The 13,914-nt window shown below is 41.7% G+C and carries 12 protein-coding genes; 2 read left to right on the top strand and 10 right to left on the bottom strand.

The window, feature by feature from the left end; translation table 11 throughout:
• Positions 1–2 precede the first annotated feature (2 nt).
• Positions 3–1,052, bottom strand: a complete 1,050-nt coding sequence (locus I6H78_RS07125; RefSeq protein ID WP_198459239.1) for an ABC transporter permease — start codon at positions 1,050–1,052, stop codon at positions 3–5.
• Positions 1,049–1,780, bottom strand: coding sequence for an ABC transporter ATP-binding protein (locus I6H78_RS07120; protein ID WP_198459238.1), 732 nt, complete (start codon positions 1,778–1,780; stop codon positions 1,049–1,051). The genes I6H78_RS07125 and I6H78_RS07120 overlap by 4 nt, the downstream gene beginning before the upstream one ends.
• Positions 1,781–1,847: 67 nt before the next feature.
• On the opposite strand from I6H78_RS07120, the gene I6H78_RS07115 reads away from it, so the two are divergent.
• Together I6H78_RS07115 and I6H78_RS07110 are read left to right on the top strand one after the other, a co-directional pair.
• Positions 1,848–2,258, top strand: a complete 411-nt coding sequence (locus tag I6H78_RS07115; RefSeq protein ID WP_198459237.1) for an HIT family protein — start codon at positions 1,848–1,850, stop codon at positions 2,256–2,258.
• Positions 2,259–2,267: 9 nt separating this feature from the next.
• Entirely contained in the window at positions 2,268–2,555 is a 288-nt protein-coding gene (locus I6H78_RS07110; protein WP_198459236.1) for a hypothetical protein, read from the top strand.
• Between the two features lie 392 nt (positions 2,556–2,947).
• Here the strand turns inward: I6H78_RS07110 and dnaJ are convergent, their stop codons facing one another.
• The 8 genes from dnaJ to I6H78_RS07070 form a co-directional block, all read right to left on the bottom strand.
• Positions 2,948–4,084 (bottom strand): molecular chaperone DnaJ, encoded by a 1,137-nt coding sequence (gene dnaJ, locus I6H78_RS07105; protein ID WP_001066315.1) that lies wholly within the window; start codon positions 4,082–4,084, stop codon positions 2,948–2,950.
• Positions 4,085–4,553: 469 nt separating this feature from the next.
• A complete protein-coding gene (gene dnaK, locus I6H78_RS07100; protein ID WP_000034683.1) occupies positions 4,554–6,377 on the bottom strand; it encodes a molecular chaperone DnaK in 1,824 nt (607 codons plus the stop codon).
• 231 nt (positions 6,378–6,608) lie between these two features.
• Complete coding sequence (grpE, locus tag I6H78_RS07095) at positions 6,609–7,124, bottom strand: nucleotide exchange factor GrpE (protein ID WP_070837582.1); 516 nt, start codon at positions 7,122–7,124, stop codon at positions 6,609–6,611.
• A 26-nt stretch (positions 7,125–7,150) separates the two neighbouring features.
• Positions 7,151–8,185, bottom strand: coding sequence for a heat-inducible transcriptional repressor HrcA (gene hrcA / locus I6H78_RS07090; protein ID WP_198459235.1), 1,035 nt, complete (start codon positions 8,183–8,185; stop codon positions 7,151–7,153).
• A 160-nt stretch (positions 8,186–8,345) separates the two neighbouring features.
• Positions 8,346–8,858, bottom strand: a complete 513-nt coding sequence (locus I6H78_RS07085; protein WP_198459234.1) for a DUF2812 domain-containing protein — start codon at positions 8,856–8,858, stop codon at positions 8,346–8,348.
• A gap of 34 nt (positions 8,859–8,892) precedes the next feature.
• Positions 8,893–9,468, bottom strand: coding sequence for a DUF2812 domain-containing protein (locus I6H78_RS09460; RefSeq protein ID WP_198460239.1), 576 nt, complete (start codon positions 9,466–9,468; stop codon positions 8,893–8,895).
• Complete coding sequence (locus I6H78_RS07075) at positions 9,468–9,788, bottom strand: PadR family transcriptional regulator (protein ID WP_042768018.1); 321 nt, start codon at positions 9,786–9,788, stop codon at positions 9,468–9,470. Before I6H78_RS07075 ends, I6H78_RS09460 begins: the two co-directional genes overlap by 1 nt.
• Positions 9,789–9,945: 157 nt before the next feature.
• Complete coding sequence (locus tag I6H78_RS07070; RefSeq protein ID WP_198459233.1) at positions 9,946–13,785, bottom strand: LPXTG-anchored SHIRT domain periscope protein; 3,840 nt, start codon at positions 13,783–13,785, stop codon at positions 9,946–9,948.
• Positions 13,786–13,914: the final 129 nt, after the last annotated feature.

Raw genomic sequence — 13,914 nt, 5'->3', positions numbered from 1 at the left:
TATTAGTCCTGCATCTGACGTTTCACCTGATAAGGGAGATACAAGATTTGCAGGACCAGTCCAGCTCCAAGCAGGGCTAGAAGAGCTAGTTTTTCTTGGAGGGTAATCAAACCAACTATCAGCTGAACCAATAAAACAAAACCTGTCAATCCTCGGATAACTTCCTGTAGTCCCTTCTCTTTCTCCCCTTTTTCTAGTGGAAAGAGCTGGGTCAAATACTGGTAGTCAAAAGCACGATAGAGAGCCAACAACTGGAAGAGCATAAGGTAATTAAACAGGACAACCACTGCCGTCGCAATCCAAGACTGCTCGATAAAGATCAAAGCTAACAAGGATAGGAGCAAGAGACGGAGACTGAGGGCAAAGAGGTCTCCATTTCGCAGATAAGAACGAAGATAGAGATTTTGCCAGATCTTCCCAGGCACTTTCTGAACTACTTTAAGGATGAAATCTAGATAAGCGCGACGTTTGACACTATTTGAAACGCCCTTGACCTGAGTAAAGAGAGCAAAGAAACGAAGCAAAACTTGCTTGCGTTTGCTTTCTTGGGCAATCACATAGTCCCAGTTGAGACCAGTCTCAGTATAAAATTTACTGGCTTTTTGGCGAAAGAGGAGATATTTTCCAGCTCCCAATAAAACAACATAGATGAGAAAGACTGGAAAACCATAGCCCATGGCTAAAAACAAGGGCGCAAATAAAAGCAAGAAAAGGGTTTGGACAAAGAGCCAAAAGACTAGCGAGCGCACTGTCTGTCCTTTGAGGTGGGACTTAACCTCCTCTTCACTGACTAAGAGAAAGAGCTTGTCAGGTCCTTCCATATAGGTCGCGATTCCTCCCCAAGCCAAAAGCAAGGCAGATACAATCCCCAAAAACAAGAGGATAGGCCAATGATTTTCAGGAAAATGTTGCAAGAGTTGACTGTACTGGTAAGCTAGAAAACCAATGAGAACTAGCAGGAACAAGACAAAGTGATCATTGAGAACATAACGCAGATAACCAACACACTCCTTACGAAAAGCCTGCTTTCTCCTTAAAAACAAGTCTTTCATAGGTCCTCCTCTTTGGTTAGAGCCAAGTAAATATCATTCAAACTAGCATCAGGCATGGCAAAAGCACCCCGCAGTTGCTGGAGGTTCCCCTGAGCCCGAACCTCTCCCTTGTGGAGAATGACAAAGGCATCACACATCTTTTCTGCTGAGTCTAGCACGTGGGTACTCATGAGAATGGACTTGCCTTTTTGCTTTTCCACTTCTAGAAGCTGAATCAAGTCAGAAATGGCCAGCGGATCGAGGCCAAGAAAAGGCTCATCAACGATGAAAAGACTCGGATCTACGACAAAAGCACAGGTAATCATGACCTTCTGCTTCATCCCTTTTGAGAAATGCACTGGAAACCAGTCTAATTTTTGATCCAAACGAAACATTTTTAACAAAGGTTCCACACGATCAAAAGCCACTTTTTGCTCAATACCATAGGCCATGGCAACCGTCTCAATATGCTCCCTGAGGGTCAATTCCTCATACAAGCTAGGCGTTTCTGGGATATACCCAATCTGCTTGCGATAGCTGGTCGCATCTTCTCGCAGGGTGAGACCGTTAATCTTAATTTCCCCACTGTAAGGTGTCAACAGTCCAATAATCTCATTGATTGTCGTTGATTTCCCAGCACCATTGAGACCAATCAAACCGACCAACTGCCCACCTTCAACTGTAAAGGACACATCTTTCAAGACAGGGACGTGAACATAGCCACCTGTCAGGTTTTTAATTTCTAACATATTTTCTCCGAATCTGGTATAATGTAGCTATATTATATCAAAATTCAATACAGTAGAGGTGGATTTTATGTCAGATTGCATTTTTTGTAAGATTATCGCAGGAGAGATTCCTGCTTCAAAAGTATACGAAGATGAGCAGGTTCTTGCCTTTCTTGATATCTCTCAAGTAACGCCTGGACACACCCTCATTGTACCAAAAGAGCACTATCGCAATCTTTTAGAAATGGATGCTGCCAGCGCCAGTCAACTCTTTGCCCAGGTGCCAACAGTGGCTCAAAAAGTCATGAAGGCTACCAAGGCTGCTGGCATGAATATCATTGCTAACTGTGAAGAAGTTGCTGGTCAAACAGTCTTTCATACTCACGTGCATCTCGTACCTCGCTACGGTGCAGAAGATGACCTCAAGATTGACTTTATCGCCCACGAACCCGACTTTGACAAACTTGCCCAAGTCGCCGAAACCATTAAAAACGCTTAAGGAGATGCCATGAAACTATCCAATCTATTGCTATTTGCAGGAGCTGCAGCTGGAAGTTATTTTGTCGTGAAAAATCGCCAAGCCATTCAGGATGAAGTTCTAGATACAACTGACCGCGTCGAAGCTATCAAGGCTGATTTGGATATCATCCAAAACAGCCTGCAAATCATCGACCAACAAAAAGCCCTTATCAAGGAATACCAAAAAGACTTGACCTACAAGTTCAAAGTCTTAGAAAAAGATTTCCAAACCAGACTAGCTGTAATAAAAGAAACACAGGAGCTTGAGGATAATTAAAAAGAGCCCGACGGCTCTTTTTAATTTATAGATTTTTTAAGACTTTCCTTAAGTAATGACGGACGGTAGCGACCTTCTTCGAAGTTCCATACCTAAACTTTGAACCTAGTCTCAAAGTTTCCGAACACCTGAAATCAACCGGTTTCAGGTGTTTTCATTACAGCGAAAACTCTGGAAAGTATTTGATTTGTACTCAATGAAAATCAAAGAGCAAACTAGGAAACTAGCCGCAGACTATACTGGAGTACGGCAAGGCGACGTTGACGCGGTTTGAAGAGATTTTCGAAGAGTATTAGTTATGAAACGGTGAATGAGTTGTCTCAATTGTGGTGTATAGTTGATGGGATATAGCTGGTTTACGCTTTAAAAAGAGCCACTCGGCTCTTTTTACTTTATTCTCCTTCAAAGGCATCTTTTATATGGTCAAAGAATCCTTTTTTCTTTGGATTGACTTTCAAGTCGCCAGCAGCTGCGAATTCTTTAAGCGCTGCTTTTTGGCGGTCGTTCAAACCTGTCGGAGTCACGACATTAACAGTAACGTATTGGTCACCAACGGCACCGCCACGAAGGCTCGGTGCTCCCTTGCCACGTAGACGGAATTTCTTGCCAGTCTGTGTTCCTTCTGGGATAACCAATTCAACATCTCCATGCACGGTTGGAATTTCAACAGTATCTCCAAGAGTAGCTTGGACGATATTAAGATTTAACTTGTAGAAAATAGTGGTTCCTTCACGTTCAAACTTGTCGCTAGCTTCCACAGAAACTACTACATACAAGTCACCATAAGGCCCACCGTTAAAGCCTGCTTCACCTTGACCAGCTAGACGAATTTGTTGACCAGTTTCCACACCAGCAGGAATTTTCACATGTACGCTATGAGCTTGTTTTTCATGACCTGTTCCATGACAAGTTGTACATGGATCTTTGATTTCTTTTCCACGACCATGACAGACATCACAGGTTACTTGGCGGCGCATCATACCAAGAGGAGTCTGCGTGTCGACGTTAATAACACCAGCGCCATGACAGCGTCCACAAGTGACTGGACTTGTCCCTGGCTTAGCACCAGATCCGTTACATGTACGACAGCTGGCTTCACGATTGTATTTAACTTCCTTTTCTGTTCCAAAAATAGCTTCTTCAAAGGTCAAATTCACACGATACTGGAGGTCATCCCCTTGACGAGGAGCGTTTGGGTTGCGCGAAGCTCCGCCTCCTCCGAAAAAACTTGAGAAGATATCTTCAAAACCACCGAAGCCACCTGCTCCGTCAAATCCGCCAAAGCCACCAGCACCACCAAAGCCACCATTGGCTCCAGCCGCACCATATTGGTCATAGGCAGCCCGTTTTTGGTCGTCACTCAAAGTCTCATAGGCTTCTTGAACTTCCTTGTACTTTTCCTCAGCACCAGGCTCCTTGTTGATATCTGGGTGATATTTTTTCGAAAGCTTACGATAAGCTTTTTTGATCTCGTCTGCCGAAGCGTTTTTTGACACCCCCAGACGATCATAAAATTCAGTATTGTTCATAATTCAAGATACAAAGGGCGTCAAACGGACACAGCCAAAATAGAAGTTTTGACGACGGACGCTTACGTCCTAGAAAAAACTATCTTTTTGGCATAGTCCGTAGCCCGTGTTCAGTTACTCGAACACCCTTATTCCTTTCTGTTAATATTGCGGAACAAAACCTCAATCTAGGTCGGGTTCAATTCCTTTCTTTCATATTGATAATAAAAACTCAAATAAATTGGGTTTAGCCCCTTTTTACCGAAAAACAGAGGCTGGGTTGCAACCTCTGGATTTCTTCCTATACTTATAACATCAGACCGAGGCTAAAACAAAGACCTATCCGCCTCATCTAATTTTCAAAACAACTTTTGACGCGGTAGCTGATTGGATTTTAGGTTCGTCTTTCAGACTCCCAAAAACCCTAATCATCCTCGCGGGGGTTCGACTACGAACTAAAAACTTTCAATTTTTAGTTCTGTCTTACCGCCTATTTCTCCGTAAACTCTCCGTCTACGACGTCATCACCTGCGTTTCCTGTTGCTTGTGCGCCTTCTGCTCCTGCTTGAGCTTGTTGCGCTGCTGCGGCTTGTTCGTAGAGTTTAACTGCAAGTCCTTGAGCTTTTTCGTTCAATGCTTCAAGTTTTGCTTTCATTTCGTCCAAGTTGTTGTCTTCTTGCGCTTTCTTAAGGTCATCAAGGGCAGCTTGGGCAGCATCACGTTCTGCATCGAAGCCTTTTCCTTCAGTTTCCTTGATTGTCTTTTCAGTCGCAAAGATTGCTTGGTCTACTTCGTTACGAAGGTCTACTTCTTCTTTACGTTTCTTATCTGCTTCAGCGTTTGCTTCTGCATCTTTCATCATGCGGTCGATTTCTTCATCAGTCAAACCTGAGTTTGATTGGATGACAATAGTTTGTTCTTTTTGAGTTCCAAGGTCTTTGGCTTTAACAGATACGATACCGTTCTTGTCGATGTCGAAAGTTACTTCGATTTGAGGAATTCCACGAGGTGCAGCTGGGATATCTGTCAATTGGAAACGTCCAAGAGTCTTGTTATCTGCTGCCATTGGGCGTTCACCTTGAAGAACGTGAATATCAACGGCTGGTTGGTTGTCTGCTGCTGTTGAGAAGACTTGTGATTTAGATGTTGGGATTGTAGTGTTGCGGTCGATGAGTTTTGTGAAGACACCACCCATTGTTTCGATACCAAGTGACAATGGTGTTACGTCAAGAAGGACAACGTCTTTGACATCACCAGTGATCACACCACCTTGAATCGCAGCACCCATGGCAACAACTTCATCAGGGTTTACTGATTTGTTTGGTTCTTTCCCAGTTTCAGCCTTAACAGCTTCAACAACAGCTGGGATACGAGTAGAACCACCAACAAGGATGACTTCATCGATTTCTGACAAGCTCAAACCTGCATCTGAAAGGGCTTGACGAACTGGAACTTTTGTACGTTCTACAAGGTCACGAGTCAAATCATCAAATTTCGCACGAGTCAAAGTCATTTCCAAGTGAAGAGGTCCAGCCTCACCTGCAGTGATGAATGGCAAGCTGATTTGTGTTGAAGTTACACCAGAAAGATCTTTCTTAGCTTTTTCAGCCGCATCTTTCAAACGTTGCATTGCCATCTTGTCAGTAGACAAGTCAATACCGTTTTCTTTCTTGAATTCTGCTACCAAGTGATCGATGATTTTTTGGTCAAAGTCGTCACCACCGAGTTTGTTGTCCCCTGCAGTTGACAATACATCGAAGACACCATCACCCAATTCAAGGATAGATACGTCGAATGTACCTCCACCAAGGTCGAATACCAAGATTTTTTCTTCTTTGTCAGTCTTGTCCAAACCGTAAGCAAGGGCTGCTGCAGTTGGTTCGTTGACGATACGTTCTACTTCAAGACCAGCGATTTTACCAGCGTCTTTTGTTGCTTGACGTTGAGCGTCGTTAAAGTAGGCTGGAACTGTGATAACTGCTTTGGTTACTTTTTCACCAAGATATTCTTCCGCATAACCTTTCAAGTATTGAAGGATCATAGCTGAGATTTCTTGTGGAGTGTATTCTTTTCCGTTAGCAGAAACTTTTTCAGAAGTTCCCATTTTAGATTTGATAGAGATAACTGTATCTGGGTTTGTAACTGCTTGACGTTTTGCGGCATCACCAACGATGATTTCTCCATTTTTGAATGATACTACAGATGGAGTTGTGCGGTTTCCTTCTGGGTTTGCGATGATTTTGCTTTCAGTTCCTTCAAGAACTGCTACTGCTGAGTTTGTTGTACCTAAGTCAATACCGATAATTTTAGACATGTGTTTTTCTCCTTAAATTTTAATTCGAATTTTGATTTTTTGATATTCCCCTTAAGTGGTGGGGACGTGAGCAACTCCCTACGGGATTTCATCACTTATTTTTGAGCCTATTGTCTCAAAAATCCCCTGTTTCACCACGGCGGACAATATCTTCCTTGCAAGCCTCCGGCTTGTTTTTTATCTTTTTTCATAGTTTATTGTCGTTTCGGACAAGTTTTTAAGTTCTCTAGCCTAGTTATATACTACTACCATGGCTGGGCGTAGGATGCGGTCATGGAGTTTGTAGCCTTTCTGGAAGACTTGAGCGATGGTGTCTGCTGGGTGTTCATCGTCTGCTGGGAGAGTTTGGATGGCCATATGATAGTTATGGTCAAATTCACCGTCAGCTACAATTTCTTCGATTCCTTCTTCTTTCAAAGCGTGAATCAAGCTCTCTTGCACCATCTCCAATCCTTTTTTGACATCGTCTGTCAAACCTTCAACAGCAAGAGCACGTTCTAAGTTGTCGAGCGATGGTAAGATTGCTTTTGCCAGATCTTGGCTACGATAGCGTTGCAAGTTTTGACGTTCTTCATTGGCACGGCGTTGAATATTTTGCATTTCTGCATGAGCACGAAGGTATTTGTTTTCGAACTCATCCGCGCGTTCATTTGCCAAGTCCAACTCAGACTTCTCAGGAGTTGTTTCTTCAGTTGTTTCTACAACTTCCTCTTCTTTCATTTCTTCGTTTTTTTTATCTTGGGCCATTTTCGCCTCCTTTAATGATTTCAATCTTAATTTACTTCGTAATGATTACTGCTGAGATAGCGGTAAAAATCTGTCAACTTCATGGTCAAAACACGATTGACAACATTGACTTGATTGACCAATTGCTGGTAGTCCAGATTAACCGGACCGATAATCGCTAGAATTCCAAAACCCCGATAAGGAATGAGGAATTTACTGCTAATCACCGCTAGGTCTGCTAGACAAGACTCTTGACTGTCCGCAACACGGACATTTTGCATCTGATCTTCATGCAGACCCTCACGAATCTCCAGAGCCACCTTTTGCGGTTGGTCAAAGAACTGATAGGCCGCTAGATTGGCAAAATTCAAGAGATTAACCTTGCCAGATACTACAATGTTTTCGTTGAACATTTCTTTAAAAATATGTTCAAAGAGATCCATGACATTGTCCGTTGTTGTAAAGTAACGCTGGATAATCTGCGGAATCTCTGTCCGAATCTTGTAGTGAATATCTAGAACGGTGTGACCGAGGAAACGTTCCTGAATAATGCTCTTCAGTTTCAGCAAATCTTCCTGCAAGAAGTTCCTTGGAATCAGAAACTGACTGGTAACCGTTCGGGACTCGTCTAGGGTAAATACTGCCAAAGCTGTATGTTGCCCCAAAACAACGATATCAAAGGCTGTCAACCGTTGCTTGCTCGGTTCAACATCCAGTGCTACTACCGTGCAGTCACTCAGGTCTGTCAGTAGATTAGCAGCTTCTTGCAGAATATCCTCCAATTTGAAGAACTCCTGATCAAAGGCTTTGACAATCTCGTATACCTCATTTTCAGCCAGTCTGTCAAAAGCCAGCGAGTGTTTCACATAGTACTGAAAACCAGCAACACTTGGCATCCGACCGCTTGAGGTATGAGCCTTCTCAAGCAAACCCTGCTTCTCTAGAGCCGCCATGTCATTACGAATGGTAGCACTACTAGAATTAATAGATTCTTGTAGCGCCTTGGATCCGACAGGTTCGTGCGTTTTGGTAAAGATGTCAATAATAAGATTTAAAATATCCTGCTGACGCTCTGTAACCATCTCATCACTCCTCTCTGTCCAATCGATTAGCACTCGACACATCCAAGTGCTAACTCATGATTCTATTATACACCCTTAGAAGAGAATGTCAAGACAAAAACTCAAAAAATTAGCACTCTTTTACCAAGAGTGCTAAAAATCAGTCTGAAGACCTAGAATCTTACTTTTCATCTACTTGGTATTTCCTTTTAAGTCTGAAAAAACCATAGATTAGATAAGAGATTAAGCAAGCGTATAACAAGAAAATAATAAAGAAAGACTGAGACAAGTTTTCTCGATACAAACTCATACAAACAACAAAACCACCTAAGAATGCGGCTGTACAGGAACGAAGTCTAGACCGCATAACTTCCCATCTAAGACCCTTACTCATATAAACTTTCTCCTCTGAAAGTATATCAGAAGCTGGTTTACGAAGAATTGAACAAAAACCTGTTTCTATCAATTCCCAACCGCTATTTCTAAAATCTTGTGGTTCATGCTTATACTTTTTAAGAAATCTAGAATCATAGATATGATAGATGACATCATCTGGTTGGCATTGTTCAAAATAGAAAAAACCAAAACGATTAGTTCTATATCTCCAACCTTTTAAGTGCATCTCATGTAAATATTCTTCTTCCTTGTCCAAATCAACTATTGTAAAAATCCGAAATTGTACTTCACTATTCATTGTCTTACCTCCAAATTAGAAAACAGGCATTGTTTCATTTATCAGATAATTCTTTCCACTTTTGAAACAATCTCCAAAAAATATAAGAAATCTGAATCGCAAAAATAATCAATAAAACACAATCTATTATGAAAATCAAAAATACTTCCCAACTGAAAGAACTAGCTCCACTGACAAACTTTGAGAAAACCGGTAGTAGAGCTAAAAACAGAAGCAAAATAGGAAGCATACGCATTATTAAAATCCGTTTGACCACAGCTAACTTCCCGGCCGCGTCATTATAAATTTCAAACTCGGCATCCGATTCAATTTCAAAATGTACTTTTCTAAAGTAGGAAAAACTATTAAAGTCTGTAATATGCTCCCAGCCACAGTCTTTAAATAGTTGTAAGTATGAGGCTCTCTCTGATTTTTTCATGGGATAAAAGTCCAACTGATAAGACACCTGCTCCGGTTGGCACTTTTCAAAAGTATACTTAACCGCAACTACTAAGTTAGAATAGCTTACTTTCCTAAGTTTCCAACCCTTAGCATGCATTTCCCCAAGGTATAAGGCCTCTCTATCATAATCTGCAATTGTAGATATCCGATATACAACCTTCTTTTCCATCATACTTCCTCCCGACTGTTTCTATAGAGCCGTTCAATACGTTTCAATTCAATCTCCAAAACCTTTCGTCCCAAATCTGTTATCTGATAGATTTTCCGTTTTTCCTCCTCTCGGACAAAGGAGATCAAGCCATCCTTTTCCATTTTTGACAAGGTTCCATACATAGTTCCAGGACTAATCAAAACTTGTGAATCTGTCATCTCCTTGACCTTTTGTGTAATACTATAACCATGACGTTCCTTTTGTAGACAGAACAAGATATAAAATCCTGTTTCAGTCATGGGAAGGTAAACACGCCTGATCTTATCTGTTAATTCCATTTAACCACACTTCCTATTTAATTCGATATATCGCACTTCGTTATATAAAATATATCACAGCTCGATATAAAATGCAAGAAAAAGAGAGAACGATTTCTCGTTCTCTCTTCTTAGACTCAGGAATTAAGAATTCAGTTTCTTATTTACTAAGAATGACTTAATCTTTCTTGCGAAGGACAAAAGCTGCTAGGCTTGCAAAGGCAAGACCGATGATTGAAAGAAGACCAGATACCGCTGAACCTGTGTTTGGTAACAAGGCCTTAGTTTGACTACTTCCTTCTTCTGGTTGGCTATTATTTCCAGAATCTTTATTTGGTGCCGGGGTGAATTCCCAAGTACCGATGAAGTGGGCATCCGCTCCATTGATGGTTTCTGATGCCTTGTCGTAGGACTTGAAGCTCCATGTGCCTTCTGCCGTCTTCACTTCTGTTTGACTTGGTTGTGTTGGCGTTGCTTGACTACCATCTTTCAAGTTTGTTTGGTCTGCTGGAAGCAAGGCTTTCACTTCTTGTGGAAGTTCTTTGCCTGGCGTTCCGCTGAAAAACTCGTGAACTGCCTTATGAGTCACTGTTGGAACTGGAGTTGCTGTAAATTCCCATGTACCTACAAACTTAACATCTGATCCATTAATTGTTTCCGATGTCTTGTCATAAGACTTGAAGCTCCATGTGCCTTCTGCTGTCTTAACCTCTGTTTGACTTGGTTGCATTGGCGTTGCTTGACTGCCATCTTTCAAGTTTGTTTGGTCTGCCGGAAGCAAGGATTTCACTTCTTGTGGAAGTTCTTTGCCTGGAGTTCCGCTGACAAATTCATGTGTTGCCTTGTAAGTTGGCGCTGGGGTGAATTCCCATGTGCCTACAAACTTAACATCTGCTCCATTAATTGTTTCCGATGTCTTGTCGTAGGACTTGAAGCTCCATGTGCCTTCTGCTGTCTTCACTTCCGTTTGACTTGGTTGCGTTGGCGTTACTTGGCTGCCGTCCTTCAAGTCTGTTTGGTCTGATGGAAGCAAGGATTTCACTTCTTGTGGAAGTTCTTTGCCTGGAGTTCCGCTGACAAACTCGTGAACTGCTTTATGAGTCACTGTTGGAACCGGGCTTGCTGTAAATTCCCATGTACCTACAAACTTAACATCTGCTCCATTAATTGTTTCCGATGTCTTGTCGTAGGATTTGAAGCTCCATGTGCCTTCTGCTGTCTTCACTTCCGTTTGACTTGGTTGCGTTGGCGTTACTTGGCTGCCGTCCTTCAAGTCTGTTTGGTCTGCTGGAAGCAAGGATTTCACTTCTTGTGGAAGTTCTTTGCCTGGAGTTCCGCTGACAAACTCGTGAACTGCTTTATGAGTCACTGTTGGTGCTGGGGTGAATTCCCAAGTACCGATAAAGTGGGCATCCGCTCCATTGATGGTTTCTGATGTCTTATCGTATGATTTGAAACTCCAAGTACCTTCTGTTGTCTTAACTTCCTTTTTACTTGGTTGCGTTGGAGTCGCTTGGCTGCCATCTTTCAAGTCTGTTTGGTCTGCTGGAAGCAAGGATTTCACTTCTTGCGGAAGTTCTTTGCCTGGAGTTCCGCTGACAAACTCATGAACTGCTTTATGAGTCACTGTTGGTGCTGGGGTAAATACCCAAGTTCCTACGAAGTGGGCGTCTGCTCCATTGATGGTTTCAGATGTCTTGTCGTAGGACTTAAAGCTCCATGTGCCTTCCGCTGTCTTCACTTCTGTTTGACTTGGTTGCGTTGGTGTTGCTTGGCTACCATCTTTCAAGTCTGTTTGGTCTGCTGGAAGTAGGGCTTTCACTTCTTGTGGAAGTTCTTTGCCTGGCGTTCCGCTGACAAATTCATGTGTCGCTTTGTAGGTTGGCGCTGGGGTGAATTCCCAAGTACCGATGAAGTGGGCGTCTGCTCCATTGATGGTTTCTGATGCCTTGTCATAGGACTTAAAGCTCCATGTGCCTTCCGCTGTCTTCACTTCTGTTTGACTTGGTTGCGTTGGCGTTGCTTGGCTACCGTCTTTCAAGTCTGTTTGGTCTGCTGGAAGTAGGGCTTTCACTTCTTGTGGAAGTTCTTTACCTGGAGTTCCGCTGACAAATTCATGTGTCGCTTTGTAGGTTGGCGCTGGGGTAAATTCCCAAGTACCAATGAAGTGGGCATCCGCTCCATTGATGGTTTCTGATGACTTGTCATAGGACTTGAAGCTCCATGTGCCTTCCGCTGTCTTCACTTCTGTTTGACTTGGTTGTGTCGGAGTCGCTTGACTACCGTCTTTCAAGTCTGTTTGGTCTTCTGGAAGCAAGGATTTCACTTCTTGTGGAAGTTCTTTACCTGGAGTTCCGCTGACAAATTCATGTGTTGCCTTGTAAGTTGGAGCTGGGGTGAATTCCCAAGTACCGATAAAGTGGGCATCCGCTCCATTGATGGTTTCTGATGACTTGTCATAGGACTTGAAGCTCCAAGTACCTTCTGCTGTCTTCACTTCTGTTTGACTTGGTTGCGTTGGCGTTACTTGACTGCCATTAGGTAAATTCTTTTCTGTTGCTGGAAGCAAGTCTTTCACTTCTTGTGGCAACTCTTTACCTGGAGTTCCACTGACAAATTCATGGTGTTTTTCGTAAAGAAGAGCAGTGCTCACCTGATTAGAAGGAGCTGATAAGTTATCAACATGCAAGGTTACAGTGTTGTTAATTTTTTCAGGACCTTTTTCTTCTACCTTTTTGTTTGTAGCTGTTTTATAAGTGATAATAATCTCAGCGGCAGAATTTGATTTTATGTATTCAGGTGTCATTTTAACAGTAACTGTTTGACCTGATTTCTCGATCGTATAGTCACGTCCTTCTTGCAGAGTCACTCCACCTGATTCAACTTTAAGTTCTTTATAGTCCAAGCGATCATCAAAATTTTGAACCATCTCAATAGATGATGGAGCTGCTAAAAGATCTTTACCTGGAACCGGAATTTTAAAGGTAGCCTTATAAGTTACATCCTGCCCCTCTTTAGCTGGAATCTCTGTAGGATCTACTTCTAGAACAGGGCTCGGATCAATTTTTTCAATATAGAGACCAAAGACGGCCGAAGCAACCTCTGTTGATGAATAAGCAAAATTCATCCTATTACTATTTGATCGAAGGGCAAAACCAGAGATATTGTTCTCAGAATAGCTACCACTTGTAATCTGAGTCGCAATCCAAGCAGTTCGTTCTCCTTGGTCTTCCTGTTTCAAAACATTGGCATTGTTCATCAGACGAAGATTAACATCATTTTGATAATCTTTAATATAGAAGGTTTCCTTCAAGTTGTTTGCATCCATTGCATCGATATCCGTTGGTTTCATGACCAACTTCAAATCTGTCTCTGAACCATCTGCATAACTCAACTCGGCTGTTACATCAGCATCAATCCAAAATGCTTTATTCATGATGTAATCATGGTTCGCATCTACGTAAGGAACATTACCAATTTCAAAAGCACTACTTTCCCATAATTCAGAAATTGAGAAAAATTCAACAGTAGATTTTTGAGTACTATTCATTTCAGACTCTGCTTGAGCAGTGTTTAGATAGTGAAGAGTTACCTTATTGAATTTTAAGTAAGCATCTACTTGCTTACCATTAACTGTCCCAATATTTGTGAATTTTAGAGAAAGAGGATTTTCAAAAACTTGATCCTGCTTTTTACTTTTATCTACTTTAAGAGTAAAGTTCTCCATCTCGCCTGGATAGGCACCACCCCAGAGATATTCATAGTGGGGATTCGATAAATGAAACTGATCAACAGCCTGTGATTTAGATAAAACACTAAAATTGTTGATGTTCAAATTAAACTTACGAATATCCAAGGTTGAGATATCCGTTCCATTTTTTATTTCTTCTAAAGCCGCATAAGATTGAAGCGGAAGAAGAAGAATAGAAAAAAGTAAAACGACTAGTCCGAGAAAAGCCTGTTTTTTTCTACTGAAAATAGTAGAAAAAGGCATTCTCATGCAATATTTCCATTTCATAATGTACCTCCAAAACTAAAAATGATTATTTGATCATTTCAAAAGAAATATTCATCTCATTTTAACACAAAAAGAAGTCAATTAAAAGCAGATATAAAAAATTATTTACTATTTTGTATTTCCAAATTG

It is taken from the genome of Streptococcus oralis, assembly GCF_016127915.1.
Lineage (GTDB): Bacteria > Bacillota > Bacilli > Lactobacillales > Streptococcaceae > Streptococcus > Streptococcus oralis_BO.
This window is presented reverse-complemented; position numbering and strand designations above follow the sequence as displayed.